The 24,310-nt window shown below is 67.2% G+C and carries 19 protein-coding genes; 9 read left to right on the plus strand and 10 right to left on the minus strand.

The features are described from left to right. The coding region (locus tag A6M56_RS04455) for a M20 aminoacylase family protein (RefSeq protein WP_286757808.1) at nucleotides 1-1,011 on the minus strand (1,011 nt) is incomplete at its 3' end. A 267-nt stretch (nucleotides 1,012-1,278) separates the two neighbouring features. On the opposite strand from A6M56_RS04455, the gene argE reads away from it, so the two are divergent. Then, nucleotides 1,279-2,475 carry an acetylornithine deacetylase gene (gene argE, locus A6M56_RS04460; RefSeq protein WP_102080140.1) on the plus strand — a complete coding sequence of 399 codons (1,197 nt, stop codon included), beginning with the start codon at nucleotides 1,279-1,281 and terminating at the stop codon, nucleotides 2,473-2,475. 103 nt (nucleotides 2,476-2,578) lie between these two features. Here argE and A6M56_RS04465 read toward each other — a convergent pair whose 3' ends face one another. From A6M56_RS04465 to ptsP, 4 genes are all read right to left on the minus strand, one after another. Next, nucleotides 2,579-3,733 carry an ABC transporter substrate-binding protein gene (locus A6M56_RS04465; RefSeq protein ID WP_045785903.1) on the minus strand — a complete coding sequence of 385 codons (1,155 nt, stop codon included), beginning with the start codon at nucleotides 3,731-3,733 and terminating at the stop codon, nucleotides 2,579-2,581. A gap of 128 nt (nucleotides 3,734-3,861) precedes the next feature. Further along, nucleotides 3,862-5,568: a PTS fructose transporter subunit IIC gene (locus A6M56_RS04470; RefSeq protein WP_045785904.1), complete on the minus strand. Its 1,707-nt coding sequence runs from the start codon at nucleotides 5,566-5,568 to the stop codon at nucleotides 3,862-3,864. Nucleotides 5,569-5,603: 35 nt separating this feature from the next. Continuing rightward, complete coding sequence (gene pfkB, locus A6M56_RS04475) at nucleotides 5,604-6,554, minus strand: 1-phosphofructokinase (RefSeq protein ID WP_062738013.1); 951 nt, start codon at nucleotides 6,552-6,554, stop codon at nucleotides 5,604-5,606. Further along, complete coding sequence (gene ptsP / locus A6M56_RS04480; RefSeq protein ID WP_062738012.1) at nucleotides 6,551-9,094, minus strand: phosphoenolpyruvate--protein phosphotransferase; 2,544 nt, start codon at nucleotides 9,092-9,094, stop codon at nucleotides 6,551-6,553. The genes pfkB and ptsP overlap by 4 nt, the downstream gene beginning before the upstream one ends. Nucleotides 9,095-9,318: 224 nt before the next feature. Here ptsP and A6M56_RS04485 point away from each other — a divergent pair, with 224 nt between their 5' ends. The 4 genes from A6M56_RS04485 to A6M56_RS04500 all read left to right on the plus strand — a co-directional run bounded on the left by A6M56_RS04485 (nucleotide 9,319) and on the right by A6M56_RS04500 (nucleotide 15,458). Continuing rightward, nucleotides 9,319-10,308 (plus strand): LacI family DNA-binding transcriptional regulator, encoded by a 990-nt coding sequence (locus tag A6M56_RS04485; RefSeq protein ID WP_102080139.1) that lies wholly within the window; start codon nucleotides 9,319-9,321, stop codon nucleotides 10,306-10,308. A gap of 84 nt (nucleotides 10,309-10,392) precedes the next feature. Then, nucleotides 10,393-12,489: a molybdopterin-containing oxidoreductase family protein gene (locus A6M56_RS04490; RefSeq protein ID WP_102080138.1), complete on the plus strand. Its 2,097-nt coding sequence runs from the start codon at nucleotides 10,393-10,395 to the stop codon at nucleotides 12,487-12,489. An 8-nt stretch (nucleotides 12,490-12,497) separates the two neighbouring features. Next, on the plus strand, nucleotides 12,498-13,598 hold the full coding sequence (locus A6M56_RS04495) for an aminopeptidase (RefSeq protein WP_102080137.1): 1,101 nt from the start codon (nucleotides 12,498-12,500) through the stop codon (nucleotides 13,596-13,598). A gap of 150 nt (nucleotides 13,599-13,748) precedes the next feature. Then, on the plus strand, nucleotides 13,749-15,458 hold the full coding sequence (locus tag A6M56_RS04500) for a long-chain fatty acid--CoA ligase (protein WP_045785909.1): 1,710 nt from the start codon (nucleotides 13,749-13,751) through the stop codon (nucleotides 15,456-15,458). A 61-nt stretch (nucleotides 15,459-15,519) separates the two neighbouring features. On the opposite strand, the gene trhA is transcribed toward A6M56_RS04500, so the two are convergent. Together trhA and A6M56_RS04510 are read right to left on the minus strand one after the other, a co-directional pair. After that, the gene (trhA, locus tag A6M56_RS04505; protein WP_102080136.1) at nucleotides 15,520-16,137 is read right to left on the minus strand and encodes a PAQR family membrane homeostasis protein TrhA; all 618 of its coding nucleotides are present in this window, start codon (nucleotides 16,135-16,137) and stop codon (nucleotides 15,520-15,522) included. Nucleotides 16,138-16,239: 102 nt separating this feature from the next. Further along, nucleotides 16,240-17,157: a LysR family transcriptional regulator gene (locus tag A6M56_RS04510; protein WP_062738007.1), complete on the minus strand. Its 918-nt coding sequence runs from the start codon at nucleotides 17,155-17,157 to the stop codon at nucleotides 16,240-16,242. 87 nt (nucleotides 17,158-17,244) lie between these two features. Here A6M56_RS04510 and A6M56_RS04515 point away from each other — a divergent pair, with 87 nt between their 5' ends. After that, nucleotides 17,245-17,772, plus strand: a complete 528-nt coding sequence (locus A6M56_RS04515; protein WP_062738006.1) for a DMT family transporter — start codon at nucleotides 17,245-17,247, stop codon at nucleotides 17,770-17,772. Here the strand turns inward: A6M56_RS04515 and A6M56_RS04520 are convergent, their stop codons facing one another. The 3 genes from A6M56_RS04520 to A6M56_RS04530 form a co-directional block, all read right to left on the minus strand. Then, nucleotides 17,773-19,089 (minus strand): MFS transporter, encoded by a 1,317-nt coding sequence (locus A6M56_RS04520; RefSeq protein WP_045785913.1) that lies wholly within the window; start codon nucleotides 19,087-19,089, stop codon nucleotides 17,773-17,775. A gap of 87 nt (nucleotides 19,090-19,176) precedes the next feature. Then, the gene (locus tag A6M56_RS04525) at nucleotides 19,177-20,202 is read right to left on the minus strand and encodes a tripartite tricarboxylate transporter substrate binding protein (protein WP_062738005.1); all 1,026 of its coding nucleotides are present in this window, start codon (nucleotides 20,200-20,202) and stop codon (nucleotides 19,177-19,179) included. Between the two features lie 122 nt (nucleotides 20,203-20,324). Next, nucleotides 20,325-21,503, minus strand: coding sequence for a porin (locus tag A6M56_RS04530; protein ID WP_045785915.1), 1,179 nt, complete (start codon nucleotides 21,501-21,503; stop codon nucleotides 20,325-20,327). 379 nt (nucleotides 21,504-21,882) lie between these two features. Here A6M56_RS04530 and coq7 point away from each other — a divergent pair, with 379 nt between their 5' ends. The 3 genes from coq7 to rsmH all read left to right on the plus strand — a co-directional run bounded on the left by coq7 (nucleotide 21,883) and on the right by rsmH (nucleotide 24,291). Next, nucleotides 21,883-22,524, plus strand: coding sequence for a 2-polyprenyl-3-methyl-6-methoxy-1,4-benzoquinone monooxygenase (gene coq7, locus A6M56_RS04535; protein WP_045787772.1), 642 nt, complete (start codon nucleotides 21,883-21,885; stop codon nucleotides 22,522-22,524). 369 nt (nucleotides 22,525-22,893) lie between these two features. Continuing rightward, nucleotides 22,894-23,322 carry a division/cell wall cluster transcriptional repressor MraZ gene (gene mraZ / locus A6M56_RS04540; RefSeq protein ID WP_045785916.1) on the plus strand — a complete coding sequence of 143 codons (429 nt, stop codon included), beginning with the start codon at nucleotides 22,894-22,896 and terminating at the stop codon, nucleotides 23,320-23,322. A gap of 9 nt (nucleotides 23,323-23,331) precedes the next feature. Further along, the gene (gene rsmH, locus A6M56_RS04545) at nucleotides 23,332-24,291 is read left to right on the plus strand and encodes a 16S rRNA (cytosine(1402)-N(4))-methyltransferase RsmH (protein ID WP_045785917.1); all 960 of its coding nucleotides are present in this window, start codon (nucleotides 23,332-23,334) and stop codon (nucleotides 24,289-24,291) included. Nucleotides 24,292-24,310: the final 19 nt, after the last annotated feature.

Raw genomic sequence — 24,310 nt, forward strand, 5'->3', positions numbered from 1 at the left:
CAGCATGAACGAAAAATCCTCCGCCCCCAACGTCGGGTCGATTGTGGCGTCTACATTGTCTGCTCCGACGAGCTCACGCATGACTTCTGCCGCGAACTGCGTTTCGGCCTCCGTGTTCACCGTGGGGGGATAGTTGCGGTGGAAGACGAAGTCCACGGTGCAATCGTATGCGGCGGCGATCGCCTTGGAGACCTCTTCCATCCGACGCTCGATCAAGTCGAGGACGTCGGTCGAGAACGTGCGCACCGTGCCGCCAATCCATGCTTCGTTCGGGATGATGTTGGTCGCGTCGCCGGCATGGAATTGCGTTACCGACAGAACCGCGGTGTCGATGGGGCGCTTGTTGCGCGTGATGATGCCCTGCAGCCCGGATACCACCTGAGCGCCAACAAACACCGGGTCGTTGCCATTGTGCGGAAGCGCCGCATGCGCTCCTTTGCCCTTGATGGTGATACGGAATTCGTTGCTCGACGCCATCAGTGCGCCGACGCGCGTGCCAAATGCTCCGACGGGCACGCCAGGCCAGTTATGCATGCCGAAGACTGCGTCGCAGGGGAAGCGTTCGAACAGGCCGTCCTTGATCATTTCGCGTGCGCCGCCACCACCTTCTTCGGCGGGCTGAAAGATCAGGTGCACCGTCCCTTTGAAGTTGCGGTGTTTCGCCAGGTAACGGGCGGCGCCCAGGAGCATGGCCGTGTGGCCATCGTGTCCGCACGCGTGCATTTTCCCTTCATGCCTGGAGCGATGTTCGAACTGGTTCGCCTCGGCCAGGGGCAGGGCGTCCATGTCGGCGCGCAAGCCGATGCTCTTGCCGTCGCCGTTGCGGATGACCCCGACGAGCCCCGTCTTGCCAAGGCCGCGGTGCACCTCGATGCCCCATTCCGTCAGCCTGGCGGCGACGAGGTCGGCGGTGCGTCGCTCTTCAAAGCACAATTCGGGATGCGCGTGGATGTCGCGTCGCAGCGCCTGGATTTCAGGCTGCGCAGCTTGGATTTCTGGAATCAGCTTCATGGGATGCGCGTGTTCTGAGTGAAAGTTCGCAATCACATCGATGATACGCCGAAGGACAGATCCCGGCCGGCCATCGGCTGATCGCATGGGCCATGGAAGCTTTGCGCGCGCGGCTCCGCACGGGCAACAGAGGCGCGGTGTGCGGCGATCCGGCCGAAGGGCCTACACTGGGGCCTGCGAGCCCGGCACCGTAGGCCTTTCGATGCCGTCCGTCCCTTGCTGACGCGATCCCGCTTGCCGCAGATGAACGAATGACCCCAGTCCGCCATGTCCACACACGCCATCCCCGCACCGCCGTCCGACGAAGTCCTGCAGTTGGTCCGTACTCTCGTTGCATTCGACACCGTCAGCCGGCATTCGAATCTCGGCCTCATCGAATGGGTGCGCGACCGCCTGCGTGCCGAGGGTGCGGAGTGCCGCCTCACGTATGACGCCACCGGCGGCAAGGCGAACCTGTTTGCCACGCTGTCGCCGGGGCGCAAGCCGGGGCTGGTGCTGTCGGGGCATACCGACGTGGTGCCGGTCGACGGCCAGGCCTGGGACACGGATCCGTTCGACGCGCAGATTCGCGACGGCCGCATGTACGGACGCGGCACCGCCGACATGAAGAGCTTCATTGCCGTTGCACTGGCACATGTGCCGGCCTTCATGGCGGCCGAGGGCGACGCCAGCTTCCACCTGTCGCTGTCGTACGACGAAGAGATCGGCTGCGTGGGTGTACGCAGTCTGTTGCGCGACCTCGAGGCCAACGGCATTCAGCCCGCGGGTTGCATCGTTGGCGAACCCACGTCGATGCGTGCCATCGTCGCGCACAAGGGTAAGCGCGCGTACCGCTGCTGCGTGCGCGGCAAGGAAGCGCATTCGGCACTGACGCCGCAGGGTGTGAACGCCATCGAGTTCGCCGCGCTGCTGATCGCGCATATCCGCACCCTTGCCGCGCGTCTTGCGGCAGAAGAAGCGCGCGACACCGACTTCGTCGTACCGCACACCACGCTGAATACCGGCACGATCCACGGCGGCATCGCCAGCAATGTCGTGCCGCGCGATTGCGAATTCACATTCGACTTCCGCTATCTGCCGGGCACGGATCCGGATTGGCTCTTCAGCGAGATCGAGCGGTACGCGCAGCACACGCTCCTGCCGCAGATGCGCGAGATCGCTCAGGACGCCGACATCCGCTTCGCCATGGAGGCCAACACGCCGGGCCTGTCCATCGCGCCGACGCACGAGCTCGTGGCACTGGCCCAGGCGCTGGCCGACAGCCGCGGCGTGGTGGGCAAGGTCGACTACGGCACCGAAGCCGGCCTGTTCTCACGCGCCGGCATCCCGACGGTGGTCTGCGGCCCCGGCAATATCGAACAGGCGCACAAGCCCAACGAATACATCGAGCTTGCGCAGATCGCCCAGTGCGAGGCATTCATGCGGCGCCTGGCGCAACAGCAGCCACACCCGCAGCCGGCGTAACGCGGCTGCCAAAGCGCGGCTCGCCACCCTCTCAAGCCGCCAGGCGCACGCATGAAAAAACCGGGCACGCAGCCCGGTTTTCATGGCAAAAGATGCCGTCAACTCAGCGAATCACCTGTCCATTCGAATTGATGATCGTCATCTCGACGAACTTCGAGCCGACGTGGTTGGACGGCGAGAAGTTGACATTGAAGCCGCCCAGATCATAGTTGCCCATCGACTCGAGCGCGGTGATGAGCTTCTCACGCGTGAGGTCGCGGCCCGCGCGCTTCAGCCCTTCCACGAGGGCGCGTGCAGCGACGTAGCCTTCCATGCTGCCGTAGTCGAAATCGGTGATGCCTTCCGCCTTGAGCAGCTTCTGGTAGTCGCGCACCAGCGGCGACGCGCCGCTATACGGGTACGGCATTACCTGCGAGATGACCACGCCGCCGCCGGCCTTGCCCAGCGCATTGGCCAGCGCCTTGGTGCCGACGAACGACACGTTGTAGAACTGTCCCGCGTAACCCTGCTCCTGCGCGGCCTTCACCAGCGCGGCCACCGTCTGGTATGCGCTCACGGCGACGATGGCATCGGGCTTTTGCGCCAGCACGGTGCCGAGCGCGCCTTTCACGTCGGTCGTGTTGCGCACCACGCTGGCCTGCGCGACGAGCGACACGCCCTGGTTCGCTGGCAGCTTCAATGCACGTTGCACCCCGTCCAGCCCGGCCTTGCCGTAGGCATCGTCGTTGTAGACCACGGCGATGCGCTTCAAGCCCGTGGTGTGAATCTGCTGAACGATGGCAGCGGTCTCGTCGTTGTAGCTCGCACGCATGTGGAAGACGTTGCGCGCGAACGGCTCGCGCAGCGCCATGGCACCGGAGTACGGCGCGAAGAACGGCACGCCCGCCGGATTGGCAATCTTGAGGGCCGCCAGGCTGGTCGGCGTGCCGACATAGCCGAACAGGGCGAACACCTTGGTGTCGTCGATCAGCGTCTTCGTGTTGCGTGCGGTGGCGTCGGGCTCGTAAAAGTCGTCGAGCACCTTCAGCTCGATCTTGCGGCCATTGACGCCGCCCGCCGCATTGACGGCATTGAAGTACAGCTTGGCGCCCCGGTTCATCTGCTGGCCGAGCTGGGCGGCCGGGCCGCTCAGTGGCACAGATTGCCCGATGAGGATGGTGTCGTTTGTGACGCCGGTTTCTGCGTGTGCAGCGGCGGCCAGCCCCATGGCGCCCGCCGCGAACATCGCCAGCAGCCCGGTGAATCTGCGTGCCTGCATGCTCTCCCCCCGAAGAGATTGGTTTGCCCGGCATCATAGCCAAACGGGCGGGGCAGGCAAACAGGATCGGCTCGGACTGTGGCAGTTTTGATGGTTTTTGAGACAGGCACCCCCGTGCGGTGCGGTGCTCAGGCCGCCTGCGCCGGCACGCGCCGCTTCAGGATGGCCAGCAGCCCCGCAGTGACGAGCGTACCCGCCACCAGCGCAACCATATAGCCGCCCAGGTGCGTGACGGCATTCGGGATCGGCAGCACAAAGGCGCCCCCATGCGGCACGCGCAATTCCACCCCGAACCACATCGACAGCGCACCCGCGCAGGCCGATCCCGCCACCAGCGCCGGAATGACGCGTAGCGGGTCGCGTGCGGCATACGGGATCGCGCCCTCGCTGATGAAGGCCAGGCCGAGCACCGCCGTGGCGCGTGCCGCCTGGCGCTCGTCGCCGGTAAAGCGCGAAGGGAAGAGCCATGCGGCCAGCGCAATGCCAAGGGGCGGCGTCATGCCGGCTGCCATGGTGGCCGCCATCGGCGTGTAGACCTGCGCGCCGATCAGCCCCGTGCTGAATGCGTACGCGGCCTTGTTGATGGGGCCGCCCATGTCGAAGGCCATCATGCCGCCGAGCAGCGCCCCCAGCGGCACCGCATTGGCGCCCTGCATGCCGCGCAGCCACGTTGTGAGCGACGTCAACAGCGCTGCCACCGGCGCACCGACCACGTACAGCATCACGAGGCCGGTGACCAGGCAACCGAGCACCGGCAGGATCAGCACCGGCTTCAGCCCCTCCAGGTTGCGCGGCAGCTTCAGCCAACGGTTCAGGGCCTCGGTGCCGTAACCGGCTACGAAGCCCGCCACGATACCGCCCAGGAAACCCGCGCCCAGGCTGGCGGCCAGCATGCCCCCGACCATGCCCGGCGCAATGCCCGGCCGGCTGGCGATCGAATAGCCGATGTAGCCCGCCAGCACCGGCACCATCAGCGCAAACGCCGATCTGGCGCCGATCTGGAACAGCGCACCGCCGAGCGTGCCGCGCGCTGCGTCTTCCGTCACGTAGATGCCGCCGAGGGCAAAGGCCAGCGCGATCAGGATGCCGCCCGCCACCACGAACGGCAGCATGAAGGACACGCCGGTCATCAGGTGCTTGTAAGGGCCGGTGCGCTCGGCGGCCGGCGCGGCTGCAGCCTGCGCTGCGGCGGGCGCTTCGACGGTGGCCTCGCTGAGCGCCCGGCGGATCAGCCCCGGGCCATCGTGGATGGCCGCCTTGGTGCCCGCCCGAAAGAGCGGCTTGCCGGCGAAGCGCGACAGGTCGACCTGCGTATCCGCCGCGATGAGTACGAGGTCCGCGCGTGCGATCGCATCGGCGGACAGCGTGTTCTGCGCGCCCACCGAGCCTTGCGTTTCGACATGGATCGCGTGGCCCAGCTCAGCGGCCGCCTGCGTGAGTGCCTCCGCCGCCATGAACGTGTGGGCGATACCTGTCGGGCACGACGTGATGGCGACGATCCGCTTCGGTTCCGCATCGGCCGCGGGCGCGGCGGGCGCACTCCCCATCATGCGATCCAGCACGGCGCGCGCGTTGTCGAGCACCTCGTCGAGCGTGACTTCGATCGTGCGCGGATTGGCCTGGCGCGCGGCGGTGTCGGGCGACACGCCGGCCCATACGACGGCATCCGCGGTGGCCAGCACGGAGGTGTTGACGACGGAGGCGGTGTCCGGCGCGCGCACGTCCACGTCGAGCTTGCAGCCGGTTTCGCGCGCGGCGTGCCGCAGCGCTGCACCGGCGAGCATGGCGCGGGTGGTGCGGCCGTCCGCGCCGAGAATTGCCAACAGGTTTGCCATGGTCGGCTCCTTGATGATGTTGACCGCGCGCGGGCTCAGGCCACGCGCTGCATGCGTACGACGGCAGCCCGCTCGCGCACGTGCTCGGGCGGTGGCAGATTTGGCCCGAGGCGCTGGAGCTTGCACGCGGCAAACGCCACGGACAGGCGCACGGTGTCTTCCATGCTTGCGCCGGCATGCCAGCCGGCCAGCACGCCCGCCACCATGGCATCGCCCGCGCCTACGGTACTGGCGGCGCGCACGGGCGGCAGGCTCGCTTGCCAGGTGCCCTCGGCGGTGACGAACAGCGCGCCGTCTTCACCCAGCGAGACGATCACCTGCGCGACGCCGCGCGCGTGGATTCCGCGCGCTGCCTCCACCACGTCCTGCAGCGTGGGCAATGGCGCGCCGGCCCACACCTCGAGCTCATGCCGGTTCGGCTTGACGGCTGTCGGCAGCGCGTGGCGCGGAGCTGCCAGCGCCAGTGCGAGCGGTGCGCCGCTGGTATCGAGCAGTGTCCGGACGCCGCGCGCGTTCAACGGCGCCAGCAGTTGCACGTACGTATCGGCCGGCAGGCCGCCGGGCAGGCTGCCGCATAGCGCCACGCCGGCCACGTCGGTCATCGCATCGATGCGCTTGCATAGCGCATCCAGGTCCAGCGCGGTCGCGGCGATGCCGGGCAGGTTGATATCGGTGGTCTGCCCATCCGCGGCGTCGCTGATCTTGATGTTGGTGCGGTTGCTGCCCTGCACACGGTAGAAGCTGTCGACGATGTGCTTGCGGGCGAACAGCGCTTCGAACAGCTCGGCATTGTCCTGGCCCAGCAGGCCGGTGGCCACCACGGGCACCTGCCAGTCGGCCAGGCAGCCGGCCACGTTGACGCCCTTGCCGCCGGCCTGGTGCGTGACACTGCGGCCCAGGTTGACGCGGCCGCGTTCGAGCCTGTCCAGCCCGACCGTCATGTCGATGGCGGGATTGAGCGTGACGGTGACGATGCGCGTAGTCATGCTGTGGCCAACTCCTTGCCGTTCGCGGCCACGGCGAGGGCGCTTTCCAGCGTGCGCACCTCCTGCGCCGACGCGCATGCCAGCGCGCGGCCCGCCAGCTCGGCGAGTGCGGAGCGTTCTGCTGCACGCAGTCGCGCCTTCACGGCGGGAATGTCGCGCGGGCTCATCGACAGCTCATTCACGCCGAGCCCCGCTAGCAGCAGCGCGCCAAACGGATCGCCCGCCAGGCCGCCGCACACGCCCACCCAGCGGTGGTGGCGTGTGGCGCCTTGTACCGTTTGCTGAATCAGTCGAAGCACGGCCGGGTGCAGGCTGTCGGCCTCGGCGGCGAGGTCGGGATGCTGGCGGTCGATGGCCAGCGTGTATTGCGTGAGGTCGTTCGTGCCGATGGAGAAGAAGTCCACGTGTTCGGCCAGCCGGTCGGCCAGCAGCGCGGCGGCCGGGACCTCGACCATGATGCCGAGCGGCACCGCCGGCGCGCCCACTTCGGCGCGGATGCGCTCGCACGCCGCGCGCACGGCCATCACTTCGTCCATCGACGTGATCATCGGGAACATGATCGACAGCGCGTTGCCGCTGCCGGCATCGCGTGCGGCGCGATAGAGTGCGCGCAATTGCGGCTCCATGAGGTCGGGCCGGCGCAGCAGCAGGCGTGCGCCGCGCACGCCGAGGAACGGGTTGTCTTCCGTGGGCAGGTTCAGATGCGGCACCTGCTTGTCGCCGCCGATGTCCAGCGTGCGCACGATCAGCGGCCGGCCGTCGAGCGCCTCGAGCATGTCTGCGTAGACGGCGTACTGGGTGTCTTCGTCGGGTGTGTGGTCGCGTTCGAGGAAGAGGAATTCGGTGCGCATCAGGCCGACGCCCTCCGCGCCGAGCGTGATGGCCTCGGCGGCCTGCGCGGGCAGGTTGACGTTGGCGGCGATCTCGACGGTGTAGCCGTCGCGTGTGCGCGCCGGGAGGCTGCGCTCGGCCTGCTCGCGCTGCGCCCGAGCGGCTTCTTCGTCCAGCCAGCGGCGCGCGCTGGCGATGCTGGCCACATCCGGGTCGAGCACCAGCCGGCCGCCCGTGCCGTCGACGATGGCTTGCGTGCCGGGCGCCACATCGAGCACTGCCGGGCCGGCAGCCACCACGGCGGGAATGCCGAGCGTGCGCGTGAGGATGGCTGTATGCGACGTCGGCCCGCCTTGCGCGGTGACGATGCCGAGGATGCGGCGTGTGTCCAGCGCAGCGGTGTCCGATGGCGACAGATCTGCCGCCACGAGAATGCAAGGCGTGTCGGGCAGCGTTTGCGCCGCCTTGCGCAGCGACGGATCGAGATGCCCCAGCACGCGCCGGCCCACGTCGCGCAGGTCGGCTGCGCGCGCGGCCAGCAGCGGATTGCCCAGCGCCGCGAGCCGCTCGGCCAGCCGCTCCACGGCGTGATGCCACGACCACGCCACGCCGTGGCCTTCGACCATCGCCTGGCAGGTCAGCGTCATGAGGTCGGTGTCGCCCAGCAGTTCCGCTTGCGCCTTGAAGATGCCGGCCTCGGCCTCGCCCAGGCGGGCGGCGGTGTCTTGCGCGAGTGCGGCAAGTTCGGCGCGCGTGTCGGCGAGCGCCTTGTCGAGCAGGTCGCCGCCCGTGGTGAGCGCGACCGGGTGGTCGGGCACGGCCGCCGCGCCATGCTGCAGCACGTGGACGGGGCCGATCGCGAGGCCCGGGCTTGCTCCAATGCCGCCGATGGCGGGCAAGGCGACCTCGGCTTGCCAACCGTGTGCGCTCTGGCGCGTGCGGGCGGCTTGAGCGTCACGCACGGCCTGCGCGCGTTCCTGCGCGACAAGGCCGCGAATGGTCTGTTGCAGGGCGTCGAGCGCGGCGCCGGCATCCGGGCCTTCCGCTGACAGCGTCAGCTTGGCGCCCGCCGCCAGCCCCAGTTGCAGAAGCGCGACGAGGTTCTTGGCGTCCGCCGTCTCGTCCCCGTGGCGGACTTGGATGCGTGCCGCAAACCGGCGTGCGGTCTCCACCCACTGGGCGGCGGGGCGGGCATGCAGGCCGCTCGGGTACTCCAGGGTGAGGGCGCGCTGCTCGGCCAGGTCCGTGCCGGGGGCGCTCGCCGCCTGGGCGGGCGCATCGCTGGACAGCGCGGCGACGATGTCCTCGGCGTCCTGCGTGGTGAAGAGCTGGCGCAGGCGTGCATCGTCATTGAGCAGGCGGGTGAGGCGGCGCAGCAGCACGATGTGCTCGTCCGACTGCGCTGCGATGGCGAAGACAAGGTGCGTCGTCTGCCCCGGGTGCCACTCCAGCCCGTCGGGAAACTGCAGTACCGCAATGCCCGTCTGGCGGATGAGGTGGCGGTCTTCGCCCATGCCGTGCGGAATGGCCACGCCGTGGCCGAGGAAGGTGTTGGCGACGGTTTCGCGGCGCAGCAGGCTGTCAATGTAGGCGGGGTCGATGCAGCCTGAGTCGGCCAGCAATTGCCCGGCGGCGCGGATGGCGCCTTCCTTGTTGGTGGCGCGTTGCTGCAGGCGGATGCGTTCAGCGCAGATGAGGGCGGTAGCCATGCGGCGGGGTCTCCTGCGGGCGGCCGCGCGGGAGGAGGCAGGCGCGGCTTGGCGTGTCGTTGATGTGGTCGCATTGAAATCGATTACAGTGAGGGTGTCAATGTGCAATGCGGCGCAAAGTGACGTGTATCCCGCTGTTTACGGGGTTTCCCCTGAGAAAGCGTCGCATTGGTGGCGCGGCCGGCTTTGGCTATCATGACGCTTTCTTTGGAAACGATTTCAGCATGACGGTTCGGATCAAGGACGTAGCGGCGGCGGCGGGCGTGTCGGTGGCGACGGTGTCGCGTGCGCTGGCCGGCGGCCCCGTGAGCGCGGAGCTGCGCCGGCGTGTCGATGCGGCGGTGGCCGCGTCGGGGTATCGGCCCAACCTGTCGGCGCGGCGGCTGCGCTCGCAGCAGGCGCAGACCGTCGGGCTGATCGTGTCGGACATCCGCAACCCGTTCTTCACCAGCGTCAGCCGTGCGGTGGAGGATGCAGCGTACGCGGCGGGCCAGCGCGTGATCCTGTGCAATTCCGATGAAGACCCCGACAAAGAGGCGATGTACCTGCGACTGATGGAGGAGGAGCGCGTGACCGGCGTGATTCTCTCGCCCACGCGCGGCATTGCGGAGGCGCCGCGGCCGGTCGAACTCGGCTACCCCGTCGTGCTGATCGACCGTGCCGGGCCCGCGTGCGGCACCGATGCCGTCGTGCTCGACAACCAGCAGGCGGCGCAGGCGCTGGCAGACCACCTTGCCGCGCAGGGCTATCGCCGCATCGGCGGGCTCTTTGGCCGCACCAGCAGCACGGGCGCCGAACGCCAGGCCGGCTTTGCCGCCGCGCTCGCCCGCCACGGCGTGAGCGCCGAAGCACGCTTCATCCTGCCCACCGCGGAAGCCGCCGAGACCGAAACGCTGGCGTGGCTCTCCAGCGGCGAGCGGCCCGACGCCCTCGTCGCAAGCAACGCGCAATCGCTGCTGGGCGTGCTGCGTGCGCTGCGCCGGCTGTCGCTCGAGGTGCCGCGCGACATTGCAGTCGCCGGCTTCGACAACGAGCCGTGGACGGAACTGGCCGGCCCGGGCATCACCGTGATCGAGCAGCCGGTCTACGACATCGGCCGCATGGCCATGGCGATGCTGCAAGGCCGCCTCGCAGACAGCACCTTGCCGGCGCGGCGGGTCCTGCTGACCGGGCGCCTGGTCGCGCGCGGTTCGACGCCGCTGCGCCCGACGTAGCGCGCGATTACAATTTCCGGATCATCGCAGCCGCGCAGGTGCCTGTAGACGCAAGCGGCCGCCACCCCACTCCGGAGTCTCCCGATGTCCACCCAAGTGATCCGTGCCGCCTGCCCGCACGACTGCCCCGACACCTGCGCCTTGCTCGTCACCGTGGAGGACGGCCGCGCCACCCGCGTGCAGGGCGACCCGGACCACCCGACCACCGCCGGCGTGCTCTGTACGAAGGTCAACCGTTACACCGAGCGCACGTATCACCCGAACCGCCTGCTCTCGCCGATGAAGCGCGTCGGCGCGAAGGGCGAGGGCAAGTTCGCGCCCATCACGTGGGACGAGGCGCTCGACACCATCGCCAGCCGTCTCGGCGAGATCGCCTCGCGCAATCCCGAAGCGATCGTCCCGTACAGCTATGCCGGCACGATGGGCCTCGTGCAGGGCGAAAGCATGGCGGCGCGCTTCTTCCACAAGCTGGGGGCATCGCTGCTAGATCGCACGATCTGCGCATCGGCCGGCGCGACGGCGCTGCGCTATACGTATGGCGCGAGCCTCGGCATGGACATCGAGCACGTGCAGGATGCCAAGCTGATCCTGATCTGGGGCGCCAATCCCATCGCCTCGAACCTGCATTTCTGGACGCGCGCGCAGGAAGCCAAGCGGCGTGGGGCGACGCTGGTGGCGATTGATCCGTATCGCTCGCTGACGGCCGAGAAGTGCCATCGGCACCTGGCCGTGCGTCCGGGCACCGATGCGGCGCTGGCCATGGCGATGATCCACGTGCTGATCCGCGACGACCTGCTTGACCACGATTACATCGCCAACCACACGCTCGGCTTCGAGGCGCTGCGCGAGCGCGCCCAGCAATACACGCCCGAATATGCTGCCTCGCTGTGCGGCATCGACGCCGCGGACATCGAATGGCTCGCCAAGCTGTACGGCACGACCGTCGTGCTCGACCGGCAGCCGGCGGCCATCCGCCTGAACTACGGCATGCAGCGCGCCCATGGCGGCGGGCAGGGCGTGCGTGCGGTGGCGTGCCTGCCATCGCTGGTGGGGGCTTGGCGCGATGCGGCGGGCGGGCTGCAACTGTCGACGTCGGGCTTCTTCCCGATCGATAACGCGAAGCTGCAGCGCCCCGATCTGCTCCCGGGCTGGCCCAAGTTGCCGCGCGCCATCAACATGAGCACCATCGGCGATGCGCTGCTGCATCCGGGCGATGCATCGTTCGGCCCGAAGGTGGAGGCGGTGGTGGTCTACAACAGCAACCCCGTGGCGGTGGCGCCGGATTCGCGCAAGGTCGCGGCCGGCTTCGCGCGCGAAGACCTCTTCACCGTGGTGCTGGAGCACTTCCAGACCGACACCGCCGATTACGCCGACATCCTGCTGCCCGCCACCACACAGCTCGAGCACGTAGACGTGCACAAGGCGTACGGCCACACCTACGTGCTGGCGAACAACGCCGCCATTGCGCCGGTGGGGCAGGCGCTGCCGAACACCGAGATCTTCCGCCGGCTTGCGCAACGCATGGGCTTTACCGAGGCGTGCTTTGCCGATTCCGATGACGAGATCGCGGCCCAGGCCGTGCGCCGCGACGATCCTGCCGCCGCGCACATCGACTGGGAAACGCTCAAGCGCGAGGGCTGGCAGAAGCTCGCGCATCCGGCCGCGCCGCTCGCGCGAGGCGGTTACCGCACGCCGTCGGGCCGCTGTGAGTTCTATTCCGAGCAGATGGCCAAGGACGGCCTGGACCCGCTGCCCGGCTACGTGCCGCCGCACGAATCGGCCATCAGCACGCCTGAGCTGGCGAAGCGCTATCCGCTCTCCATGATCTCGCCGCCGGCGCGCAACTTCCTGAACTCCACCTTCGTCAACGTCGACAGCCTGCGCAGCACCGAAGGCGAGCCGCATCTCGACATCCATCCCGACGATGCCCTGCCGCGCGGCGTGGTGGATGGCGGACTGGTCCGCATCTTCAACGACCGAGGCGCCATGCAGGCGCGTGCCCGCGTGACGGACCGCGCCCGCCGGGGCGTGGTGGTCGGCCTGTCGATCTGGTGGAAGAAGCTCGCGCCCGACGGCACCAATGCCAACGAAGTCACCAGCCAGCGCCTGACCGACATGGGCCGCGCACCGACCTTCTACGACTGCCTGGTGGAGGTCGCACCGGCGGCGCAGACCGCCTGAGGACGGCCATGCGGAGGGCCCGCGGGCTGTGTCTGGCGTTGTCCCTGGCGGGCACTGCGTTGCTGGCCGGTTGCGACACGGTCGGCTATTACTATCAGTCGGTTGCCGGGCATCTCTCGCTGATGGCGCAGCGCGAGTCCATCGACAAGGCCATCGAAGATGCCCGCGCGGCGCACAACGACAAGCTCGCCAGGCGCCTCGAGGATGCCCGCAGCATCCGCATCTACGCGTCGCGCGAGCTGGCGCTGCCCGATAACGGCAGCTACCGCGTCTACGCCAACCTCAAGCGCCCGTTCGCGGTGTGGAACGTTTTTGCGGCGCCGGAGCTGTCGGTCAAGCTCAAGGAGTGGTGCTTCCTCATCGTCGGCTGCGTGACCTACCGCGGCTATTACGACCGCAGCGCCGCCCTGGCCTATGCCGACACGCTGCGCGCCGAAGGTCTGGACGTGGACGTGGCCGGCATTCCTGCGTATTCCACACTGGGTTATTTCGACGACCCGCTGCTCAACACCTTCGTCGGCCTGCCCGAAGGCGAGCTGGCGCGGCTGATCTTCCACGAGCTCGCCCACCAGGTGGCCTACGCCAAGGGCGACACCGCCTTCAACGAATCGTTTGCCACCACCGTCGAGACGATCGGCGTCGAGCGCTGGCTGGCCGATGCGGCAACGCCGGAAATTCGCGCGGAATACGCCGTTTACGATGCCCGCCGCGTACAATTCCGCGCCCTGCTGCTGGCGTACCGCAGCCGGCTCGAAAAGCTGTACGCGAGCCCCGTCTCCGATGACGAGAAGCGCGCCGGCAAGCGTGCCACCTTTGCCAGCCTGCAGGCCGATTACGCCAAGCTGAAGGCAAGCTGGGGCGGCTATACCGGCTACGACCGCTGGTTCGCGCAGCCGCTGTCGAACGCCCATCTGGGCGCGGTGGCGAGCTATCTGGAGTGGGTGCCCGCGTTCACGGCGCTGTATCACCGCGATGGCGGAGACTGGGCGCGCTTCTATGCCGACGTGAAAGCCCTGGCGCGCGAACCCAAACCAGCGCGCGAGGCCGTGCTGCGGAGCCTTGCCCCTCCAGCGTCGCCGGAGGCGGATGGCACCCCTTTGCAAAAGTGATGCCGGCGGCGGTCGGTGCACCCGTTTCGAGCATGCCGGACCGCCCGAGGGAATCGTCTAAGTTATTGTTTTGACACACACATCCGCGTACGATGCGGAAAAAATCGAACGATCATTCGAAAAAATCGACAATCGCCAGGAGACACGCCCATGGATAAACCGTGGCTGAAGCAGTACCCCCCCGGGGTGCCGGCCGAGATCGACGCATCGCAGTACCGATCGCTGGCCCATCTGCTTGAGGATTCTTTCCAGAAGAACCGCAACCGCCGTGCATTCGAATGCATGGGCAAGGTGCTGACCTACGGCGAGCTCGATACGCTGTCGCGCCAACTGGCGGCGTGGCTGCAGTCGCGCGGCCTGGGACCGGGCGCGCGCGTCGCGCTGATGATGCCGAACGTGCTGCAGTACCCCGTGGCGCTGGCCGCCGTGCTGCGTGCCGGCTATGTGGTCGTCAACGTCAATCCGCTTTACACCCCGCGCGAACTGGAACACCAGCTCAAGGACAGCGGTGCCGAAGCGATCATCATCCTGGAGAACTTCGCGACGACGCTGCAGCAGGTGCTGCCGAACACGCCGGTCAAGCACATCGTTGTGGCCAGCATGGGCGACATGCTCGGCGGGCTGAAGGGCATGCTCGTCAATTTCGTCGTGCGCAGCGTCAAGAAGATGGTGCCGGCGTGGGAGCTGCCCAACTGCATCCGCTTCAACGCCGCCCTGCAGGAGGGCGCCAGGCAGACGCTCAAGCCCACGTCGGTCGGCCCCGACGACATCGCCTTCCTGCAGTACACGGGCGGCACCACCGGTGTGTCGAAGGGCGCGACGCTGCTGCACCGGAACATCGTCGCCAACGTGCTGCAGTCCGAGGCGTGGATGAACCCGGCGCTCACCAAGCCGGGCCGCGACGGCCGCATGCTGGGACCGGACGAAGAGATCATCACCATCACGGCGCTGCCGCTGTATCACATCTTCGCGCTCACGGTGTGCTGCCTGCTGTCGATGCGCAAGGGCGGACTGGCCGTGCTGATCCCGAACCCGCGCGACATCCCGGGCTTCATCAAGGTGCTCAAGCAGTACCGCTTCCACATGTTCCCGGCCGTGAACACGCTGTACAACGCGCTGCTGAACCATCCCGACTTCAAGAACGTCGACTGCTCCAACCTGCGCGTGGCCAACGGCGGCGGCATGGCGGTGCAGGAAGCTGTGGCCAAGAAGTGGCTCGAGGTGACGGGCTGCCCGATCATCGAAGGCTACGGCCTGTCGGAAACCTCGCCGTCGGCCATCTGCAACCCGACCAATACCGACACGTTTTCCGGCACGGTCGGCTTGCCGATCCCGGGCACCGAGGTCGCCATCCGTGACGACGAGGGCCACGATCTGCCGATCGGGCAGGCGGGCGAAATCTGCATCCGCGGCCCGCAGGTCATGGCCGGCTACTGGAAGCGCCCCGACGAGACCGCCAAGGTCATGTACGCCGACGGCTTCTTCAAGACCGGCGACGTGGGCGTGATGGACGAGCGCGGCTACACCAAGATCGTCGATCGCAAGAAGGACATGATCCTGGTGTCGGGCTTCAACGTGTACCCGAACGAGATCGAAGGCGTGGTGGCGATGTGCCCGGGCGTGCTGGAAGTCGCCGCCGTGGGCGTGCCAGATGTGCACTCGGGCGAGGTCGTGAAGCTGTTTGTCGTTCGCCGCGATCCGACGCTGACCGAAGAGAAGCTGCAGGAGTTCTGCAAGGAACAGCTCACCGGTTACAAGCGGCCGAAGTTCATCGAGTTCCGCAATGAGCTGCCGAAGACGAATGTCGGCAAGATCCTGCGCCGAGAGTTGCGGGACGAAGCGATGAAGAAGCGCGCGTGAGTCTGCGTTTCCGTAAAAAAAAGCCGCGAGGAATCGCGGCTTTTTTTGTTGTGGGGGCAGATCAGCCCACGTACAGCAGAATGCTCACGAACTGGCACGCACTGCTCGCCAGCACGAACAAGTGCCAGATGCCATGGAAGTGCTTCACCTTCTCGTCAAAGAGAAAAAAGCCGACGCCCGCGGTATAGAACGCGCCGCCCGCGACCACCCACCACAGGCCGGGCGCAGGCAGTGCGGCCATCAACGGCCCCATGGCGATCAGTACCAGCCATCCCATCACCACGTAGATCACCAGCGACAGAACGCGCGTGCGACGGCCGATCCAGAGCTCCTGCGCAATGCCGACGGCCGCCAGGGCCCAGTTGACGCCGAACAGCGTCCACCCCCACGGGCCGCGCAGCGTCACCAGTGCAAACGGCGTGTAGCTGCCGGCGATCAGCAGGTAGATGGCGCAATGGTCCAGGCGCTGCAAGACGCCCTTGGCCGGGCCGCGCAGGCTGTGATACAGCGTGGAGATGGTGTAGAGCAGGACCAGCGTGGTGCCGTAGACGACCGAGCTGACCACCTTCCACGCATCGTGGTGCAGCGCCGAGGATGTCACCAGCACCGCCATGCCCGCAGCGGCAAGGATGGCTCCGGCGAGGTGGCTGAAGCCGTTGAAACGTTCTCCGTGATACATGCGCGGATCTCCGGAAAGGCTCGGTGTGGGTGTGCGTTTTCGCGAGTGCAGACGCCGCATTTTCGCATGGGGTAGCGGCCAGGGCAGGCAGGCGCGTTCGAATCAGGAAGGCGCAGGTGCCCGCACAACGTCGGCAATCACGCCACGCAGCCACTGATGCGCCGGATCGTTCTGCCGCCGCGGGTGCCACAGATGCCCGAACGCAAATGGCTCGATCGGAAACGGTGCGGCAAACACACGCAGCCGCGCATCGCCGTCGAGCCGATCGAGATTGCGCCGCGCAACGGTGAGGACGAGGTCCGTTCCCGCAATCACCTCATTGGCCACGCCCCAGTGCGGCAGGGTGATCGCGATGCGTCGTGTGTGTCCGAGCCTGGCCAGCGCGCGATCGATTTCGTTGTCGACGCCGCCGCGCATGGCGACCAGCGCGTGCGGGCGCGCAAGCCATGCCTCCAGGGTCAATGTGCCGCAGGCCGGCAACGTGGATGCATCCGCCGCACAGGCGAAAGTGTCGGTGAACAGCGTCTGCGCCAGGAGTTCGGACGGCGGCGATGGAAAGACGCCGAGTGCCAGGTCCACCTCGCCGTCGAGCACCTGCAACTGCATCATCTCGCGCGTCGATTGCGTGACCACCAGGTCGATGCCGGGCGCTTCGGTGCGCAGGCGCCGCATCAGCCCAGGCAGCACGGTGCGCGCGCCGTAATCGGACATCACCAGCCGGAACACGCGCTGTGCTTCGGATGCGTCGAAAGCGGACGGGGCCAGCAGCGCGCCGAGCTGCGCCAGCACGTCCTCGAGCGGCTGCGAGAGCTCGCGCGCCCGCGCCGTCAACTCGAGCTTGCCGCCGCGGCGCACCAGCAGCGGGTCGCCAAACAGCGCACGCAGATGCGCCAGCGCATGGCTGACCGCGGGCTGGCTCTTGTGCAGCCGCACGGCCGCGCGCGAGATATGGCGTTCGGTCATCAGCGCGTGGAGGGTCACGAGCAGGTTGAGGTCAACACGCTGCAGAGGATTCGTCATGCGAATAATGGGAATGCGTCATTCGAATTTCCATTCGCGCTATTCATAAAGGAACATTGGCAGCAAGACAACTTCCGGAGTGGAGCGATGACGAATCCGCTGTCTTTTTCTGCGATGGGGCTGGCGCTGGTGGCGTTGGTGGCCGGCGCGCTCGTGCCGTTCCAGGCCGGCAGCAATGCGGTCCTGGGTCGGGCGCTTGGTCATCCGCTGTGGGCGACGGTGGTGTCGCTGCTGGTGAGCCTCCTGATGGTGGTGCCCGTGCTGATTGCGCTGCGTGCGCCGGCGCCGCTGCTCGGGCAAGCGGCGCGCCTGCCGCTGTGGGCGTGGTTCGGCGGTGTCGCGGGCGTGATCTACCTGACGGCTGCGCTCATGCTCACGCCCAGGCTGGGTGCGACCACGTTCATCGTCAGCGTGATTGCGGGGCAGATGCTCACCTCGCTGCTGATCGACCATTTCGGCCTCGTGGGGCTGCCGGTCAAGCCCGTCAATGTGGGCCGCATTGCCGGCGTGGCGCTGATCTGCGCGGGGATGCTGCTGGTGCAGTGGTTCACGCAGGCGCAGCCCGCGCCGGCCGGCAACGCTGCCAGCGCGGCGCGGGCGCGGTCTTCGCCCTGATTACATCAGGCGCGCATCGCGCGTCTCTCGCATGCAGAGCACGCCGCACAGGCTGACCACCGCAGCCGCCGATACATACATCCCGACCCAACTGAGCCCGCCCTGTTCGGCCAGCTTCTGCGCGATATACGGCGCAATCGATGCACCGAGAATGCCGCCCAGGTTGTACGAGACGCCTGCGCCCGTGTAGCGCACGTTGGTCGGGAACAGCTCCGGCAGCAGCGCGCCCATCGGCGCGAAGGTCACGCCCATCAGGAACAGCTCGATGATCAGGAAGAGCGCCACCAGGGGCGTCTGGCCGCTGCCGAGCAGCGGTGCCATCGTGAAGCCCGACAGAATGGCCGCGATGATGCCGACGATCAGCACCGGTTTGCGCCCGAAGCGGTCCGACGCCCACGCCGACAGCGGCGTCGCCAGCCCCATGAACACCACCGCCAGGCACAGCAGCCCCAGGAAGCTCGGCCGCGAGAAATGCAGCGTGCCCACGCCGTACGACAGCGAAAACACCGTCGAGATGTAGAACAGCGTGTAGCAGACCACCATGGCCAGCGCGCCCAGCAGCGTCGGCCACCAGTGGTGCGCCAGCAGCGTGGCGACCGGCACCTTCACACGTTCCTGGCGGTCGATGGCGGCCTGGAATGCGGGCGTCTCGGCGATCTTCAGGCGCACGTACAGGCCCAGCGCCACGAGCACCGCGCTGACGAGGAAGGGAATGCGCCAGCCCCAGCTGCGGAACTGCTCGTCCGACAGTGCAAGCGCCAGCCCGAAGAACAGCCCGTTCGATGCCAGGAAGCCCACCGACGGCCCCAGCTGCGGAAACATGCCGAACCAGGCGCGCTTGCCCTGCGGCGCGTTCTCGGTGGCCAGCAGCGCCGCGCCGCCCCATTCGCCGCCCAGGCCGATGCCCTGGCCAAAGCGCAGAATGCACAGCAGGACAGGCGCCAGCGTGCCGATGCTGTCATAGCCCGGCACCAGCCCGATCAGCGTGGTGGAAATGCCCATCACCAGCAGCGACGCCACGAGCGTGGATTTGCGCCCGATCCGGTCACCGAAGTGGCCGAACAGGAACGAGCCGATCGGCCGTGCGATGAACGCGATCCCGAACGTGACGAAGGCCGACAGCGCTTGCGCCGTAGCCGATCCGTGCGGGAAGAACACGGGCCCGATCACCAGCGCCGCGGCCGTGGCGTAGACGTAGAAATCGTAGAACTCGATGGCCGTGCCGATGAAGCTCGCAAAGACGATGCGCGAGCGGCTGGCGTCCGTGGCTGGATCGGCGGCGGGCGCCACCATGGCGGAGGAAGTCGAAGAGGACATGCGGGTCTCCCGGGGACGTTGTGTTGTTGTCGTTATGAAGGCCGCCCATTGTGCGCGCGGCGGGCGGGGTGCTCAATGGCTGCGCGGTCAATCCACCTTTGCGCCCGAGGCCTTCACGACCGCGGCCCACTTCGCCGTCTCGGCACGGATGTGCGCGGCGAACTGCTCGGGCGTATCGCCCACGGGCTCGGCGCCTTGCGCTTCGAGCTTCTCCTTGACGGCGGGGCTTGCCAGCGATTTCGCCACCGCCTGCTGGATGCGCGACACGATGGCCGGCGGCGTGCCGGCTGGCGCCAGCAGCCCGAACCACGAGCTGGCCTCGTATTGAGGCAGGCCGGCGGCTTGCGCGACGGTCGGCACGCCGGGCAGCGCCGGCGAGGGTTTGGCGCTCGTGACGGCCAGCGCCTTCAGCTTGCCGCCCTTGATCTGCGGCATGGCCGAGGGCAGGTTGTCGAACATCAGGTCCATCGTGCCGCCGATCAGATCGGTCAGCGCCGGACCGCTGCCCTTGTACGGCACGTGGACCATGCTCGTGCCCGTCTGCGTCTTGAACAGCTCGCCGGCCAGATGGATCGACGTTCCGTTACCCGACGACGCCATGTTCAGCTTGCCCGGATTGGCCTTCGCGTAGTCGATGAGGTCCTTCACCGAGTTGATCTTGTTCTTCTGCGCAAAGGCCGGGTTGACCACGAGCACGTTCGGCACGGAGGCCACCAGCGTGATCGGCGCAAAGTCCTTGATCGGATCGAAACCCAGCCGCACGCCGTTCTGCGAGTACAGGGTCTGGTTGATGGCGTGCGTGCCGACCGTGCCCATCAGCAGCGTGTAGCCGTCGGGCGCGGCCTTGGCCACGAGCGTCGAGCCGATGTTGCCGCCCGCGCCAGGCCGGTTGTCCACGATGACGTTCCAGCCGGCGCCGCGCGTGAGTTCTGCCGCGACGGCGCGCGCCAGGATGTCGGTCGTGCCGCCCGGCGTGAACGGCACGACGATGGTGATCGGCTTGGCCGGATACGGCGGGGTTTGCGCTGCTGCCGGCAACGCGATGGCGCCGGCAGCAGCACCGGCAAAGGCTGCGCGCAGCAAGGCACGGCGCAGCGTGCAAGGCACGGTCATGTCTCCTCCGATGATGTTTTTGTGTCGGCACAGCATAGCGCGCGGCCATGCAAAAAGGCACCCGAAGGTGCCTTCCTGCGCCCGCCAAGGAGAGGGGGCGGCGGGCAACAACACAGTGCGCGTCAGAACTTGTGACGCAGGCCGATCGCCACGCCGACCTGGCTGTCCGAGTTCGGCGTGATGAAGTACGTCTGCGATGCGGCCGGCAGGTAGCCCACCGACGTCTGCGCGCCCGTCGCCGGGTTCGTCACATAGCCGATCGAATCCCAGTTCAGCGACGCATTGCGTGCATACGCGGCGCTCAGGTACACGTCGGTGCGCTTCGAGAAGTTGTAGTCGGCGATGAACTGCCACTGCTGCGGGTTACGCGGGTTGACCGTGGCGCCGCCGATGGTCGCTTCCTTGATGTTGTCGTAGTAGTACGCCAGCGTCAGGCCCAGGGCCGGCGTCACCTGGTAGTTCACGCCCGCCCAGTAATAGTCGTCGCGGTGCGGCAGCAGCGCCAGCGTGGCGCCAGACGAAGCCGTGTCGGTCTTGCCGTAGCGATAGCCGCCCATGACCTTGACCGGGCCCACCGTGTAGCTCGCGGCGATGGCGGCGCGCTTGTCCTTGGCGTACTCGTTGCCGGGGCCGCCCAAGGCTTCGGCTGCCGTCAGCACCTTCACTTCGTCATAGGCGATCCCCACGCCGAACGGGCCGGCAAAGTAGTTGGCGCCAACCCCGTACGCCGAGTTGGCGGTCTGGCTGCCGGCGCGCTCGCCGAACGACCAGTGGCCTTCCACGGTCAGCGGGCCGAATGCGCCCGTGTACTTGATGACATTGTCTTCGCGGAAGTTCGGGCCCAGCTGGCCGACCACCGGCTCATACTGCGTGGCGTAACCGGTCGGCGAGAAGTTCGCCATCATGTCGAAGATCGTGGTGTATTGCCGGCCCAGCGTGATCTTGCCCCAGTTGCCCTGCAAGCCGACAAACGCCTGGCGGCCGAACAGGCGCCCGCCCTGCTGCAGCGTGCCGGTGTCCATGCCGTAGCCCGACTCCAGCACGAACAGGCCCTTGAGACCGCCACCGATGTCTTCAACGCCGCGCAAGCCCCAGCGATTGGAAGACAGCCCACCGGCCTGCATCGCCAGGCGCGAACCGCTGCTGCCCGGGATGACCACCCCCGCGGCCGTCACGGCTTGCGCGTGGTTGACGTACTCAACGTTGGCGTCGACCACGCCATACAGCGTCACACTCGACTGAGCCTGCGCAACACCTGCAAATGTGCCCAGCACTGCCAATGCCAGCAGCGATTTCTTCATCGGTCGGTCTCCAGAATCTTATTTATTGAATTCGGTGGCAGGCAGACCCTCCGTTCTTGTCTTCCCACCCCATGACTTTCAAGCGAAGTCGCTGACTAATGTAGCAACCCGTTGCAGGCGCCGGTCGAAATTTGCGAACGAATGTTCGTAAACGCGCGTTTGCTGTCTGATCCCGGCAACAGGCTGTTTCCGAAATCGAAATAGAAGTGGCATGTGCGCCTGCAATTCCTTGCGGTTTTGGATGCGATCCGCGCGCCAGCAGGGTTATCCCGTACAGTTGTGTTTGGCCGTGTCCGGTCTGACGCAGGACAAGATGCCGGCGGATGGCCGCCTTACAATGACGCCTGCGCCGTCCGCCATTGCCGGCGGCGCTGCTCTCATGCTCGATCGCTTCCTTTCTGAATTTGACCGCGCCCTGCGCGCCGTGGCCGGCGTCACGCGGGCCAGCCGTCCCAATCCTGCCGACGCGGTCGTCGCGCCGGCCACCTCCGACGACGTGGCCAAGCTCTCCGAGGCGGACCGCCGGCATGCCGCCGGCCTCATGCGCGTGAATCATGTGGGCGAGGTCTGCGCCCAGGCGTTGTATCAAGGGCAGGCCCTGTTCGCGCGGGATCCCGCGATCCGCGCGCAACTTGATCAGGCCGCGCGCGAAGAGGAAGACCACCTTGCCTGGTGCGCCCAGCGCCTGCAGGAGCTGAACGACCGGCCCAGTCTGCTCAACCCGCTCTGGTATGCCGGTGCCTTTGCCATCGGCGCGGTGGCCGGGCGCCTGGGCGACAGGATCAGCCTCGGCTTCGTTGCCGAGACCGAGCGCCAGGTCGAGCATCATCTCGACGGCCATCTCGACGCATTGCCGGACCACGACACCCGCTCGCGCGCCATCGTCGCCCAGATGCGCGATGACGAAATCCGCCACGGCGACCATGCGCGCCAGGCTGGCGGCATCGAGCTGCCGGCGCCCATCCGCCATGCGATGCGCGCCGCCTCGCGCGTCATGACGACGACCGCCTACCGCATCTGAGGCCGCGCGCGCGTTTCACGGCGCGGCGCTCCTCCGTTTATCCGACCTCGCGGCTGCGTCCTGCGTGAGCGCGCAGCGCGCGCGCCTGCGCATCGTTCTCTCACGTGGTTTCTCCATAAACCGCGCTATCTCCTTCATTTGATTGGGAAAAGTGCCGTGCGCACTCGTGCTGTGTGCGCTAAGTCATTGTTCTGATTGCAAATTTTCCGTCTCGCGGGCCGCTGCAAGCCTTGACCGTCCAAAATGGTTCCTCTAAAGTGGGAAACAGTGTCAGAAAGTGTAGTTTTGTGGTTTGAAGAGGCCGTTTTGCAGGCCATTTGACGGCAAGGTTGACGGCGAAGGCGTCGCTGTCCGGAGAGAGAATCCAACGTGTTCCAGGGTGCGTCGGCGCTGACGCTGGATGCCAAGGGGCGGATGTCCATTCCGTCGCGGCACCGCGAAGCGCTCCAGCTGCAGGCCGAGGGCCGGGTGACTGTGACCAAGCACCCGGACGGCTGCCTCATGCTGTTTCCGCGCCCGGAGTGGGAACGCTTTCGCGAGCGCATCGCCGCGCTGCCGATGGAAGCGCACTGGTGGAAGCGGATCTTCCTGGGCAGCGCCGCCGACGTGGAGCTCGACACCGCCGGCCGTGTCCTCATCACACCTGAATTGCGCACCGCGGCCGCCCTTGAGCGCGACGTGATGCTGCTCGGCATGGGCAGCCACTTCGAAATCTGGGACGCCGCCACGTACACCGCGAAGGAGCAGGCCGCCATGGCGCAAGGCATGCCCGACGCCCTCAAGAATTTCTCCTTTTGATGACGCGCGATGACAACCCAAGCCAGTACGGGACTGCGCCATCAAACGGTGCTTTTGGACGAAGCGGTCGATGCGCTGATCTGGCGCGACGACGGCATCTATATCGATGGAACCTTCGGGAGAGGCGGGCACAGCCGCCGCATCCTGGAACGGCTGGGGCCCGGCGGCAGACTCGTCGCCTTCGACAAGGACCCGGCAGCAATCACCGAAGCGGGCACCGTAGAGGATGCCCGCTTCGCTATTGAGCATGACAGCTTCGCGCAGATGGCCCAGTGCCTGGACGCGCGCGGCATTGAACGGGTGGCCGGCGTGCTGCTGGATCTGGGCATCAGCTCGCCCCAGATCGACGAAGGCGCACGTGGCTTCTCGTTTCGGATGGATGGCCCGCTCGACATGCGGATGGACACCACGCGCGGCATCACCGCAGCCCAATGGCTGGCCGAGGCCGATGAGCGCGACATTGCGAGGGTGATACGGGACTATGGGGAAGAACGGTTTGCTGTACAGATTGCAAAGGCGATTGTTGCTCGCCGGAGCGAATCCGGGACTCGAGGTCCTCTCGATCGCACATCCGAGCTTGCCGCGCTCGTGGCGCAAGCCGTCAAAACACGCGAGAAGGGCCAAGACCCTGCGACCCGCACCTTTCAAGCTTTACGGATTCACGTCAATCAAGAGCTTGCGGACCTCGAAACCGGTCTGAAGGCCGCCTTTGAACGCCTGGAACAGGGGGGACGTCTCGTCGTGATCAGCTTCCATTCGCTGGAAGACCGCATCGTCAAGCGCTTCATGCAGGCCTTGGCGCGTCCGGAGCAATCCGCCGCGCCGGAACTGCGTCGGGCGCCGCTGCGTGCGCATGAGCTGCCGGCGCCGCAGTTGCGCCTGCTCGGCCGCGTGAAGCCGTCGGAGGCCGAGGTGTCGGCCAACCCGCGTGCGCGCTCGGCCATCATGCGCGTGGCCGAGCGTTGCTGACAGCTGCTGACTCGCGGAG

This window comes from Ralstonia sp. RL, assembly GCF_001683835.1.
Lineage (GTDB): Bacteria > Pseudomonadota > Gammaproteobacteria > Burkholderiales > Burkholderiaceae > Ralstonia > Ralstonia mannitolilytica.

Excerpts from the sequence above, each read along its gene's own strand:
- A6M56_RS04530 (WP_045785915.1), bottom strand. The coding sequence starts at position 21,503 with ATGAAGAAATCGCTGCTGGCATTGGCAGTGCTGGGCACATTTGCAGGT.
- A6M56_RS04495 (WP_102080137.1), top strand. The coding sequence starts at position 12,498 with ATGCGGAGGGCCCGCGGGCTGTGTCTGGCGTTGTCCCTGGCGGGCACT.
- rsmH (WP_045785917.1), top strand. The coding sequence starts at position 23,332 with ATGACAACCCAAGCCAGTACGGGACTGCGCCATCAAACGGTGCTTTTG.
- A6M56_RS04525 (WP_062738005.1), bottom strand. The coding sequence starts at position 20,202 with ATGACCGTGCCTTGCACGCTGCGCCGTGCCTTGCTGCGCGCAGCCTTT.
- A6M56_RS04515 (WP_062738006.1), top strand. The coding sequence starts at position 17,245 with ATGACGAATCCGCTGTCTTTTTCTGCGATGGGGCTGGCGCTGGTGGCG.
- coq7 (WP_045787772.1), top strand. The coding sequence starts at position 21,883 with ATGCTCGATCGCTTCCTTTCTGAATTTGACCGCGCCCTGCGCGCCGTG.
- A6M56_RS04470 (WP_045785904.1), bottom strand. The coding sequence starts at position 5,568 with ATGGCAAACCTGTTGGCAATTCTCGGCGCGGACGGCCGCACCACCCGC.
- trhA (WP_102080136.1), bottom strand. The coding sequence starts at position 16,137 with ATGTATCACGGAGAACGTTTCAACGGCTTCAGCCACCTCGCCGGAGCC.
- argE (WP_102080140.1), top strand. The coding sequence starts at position 1,279 with ATGTCCACACACGCCATCCCCGCACCGCCGTCCGACGAAGTCCTGCAG.
- A6M56_RS04490 (WP_102080138.1), top strand. The coding sequence starts at position 10,393 with ATGTCCACCCAAGTGATCCGTGCCGCCTGCCCGCACGACTGCCCCGAC.
- A6M56_RS04510 (WP_062738007.1), bottom strand. The coding sequence starts at position 17,157 with ATGACGAATCCTCTGCAGCGTGTTGACCTCAACCTGCTCGTGACCCTC.
- A6M56_RS04465 (WP_045785903.1), bottom strand. The coding sequence starts at position 3,733 with ATGCAGGCACGCAGATTCACCGGGCTGCTGGCGATGTTCGCGGCGGGC.
- pfkB (WP_062738013.1), bottom strand. The coding sequence starts at position 6,554 with ATGACTACGCGCATCGTCACCGTCACGCTCAATCCCGCCATCGACATG.
- A6M56_RS04520 (WP_045785913.1), bottom strand. The coding sequence starts at position 19,089 with ATGTCCTCTTCGACTTCCTCCGCCATGGTGGCGCCCGCCGCCGATCCA.
- A6M56_RS04485 (WP_102080139.1), top strand. The coding sequence starts at position 9,319 with ATGACGGTTCGGATCAAGGACGTAGCGGCGGCGGCGGGCGTGTCGGTG.
- ptsP (WP_062738012.1), bottom strand. The coding sequence starts at position 9,094 with ATGGCTACCGCCCTCATCTGCGCTGAACGCATCCGCCTGCAGCAACGC.
- A6M56_RS04500 (WP_045785909.1), top strand. The coding sequence starts at position 13,749 with ATGGATAAACCGTGGCTGAAGCAGTACCCCCCCGGGGTGCCGGCCGAG.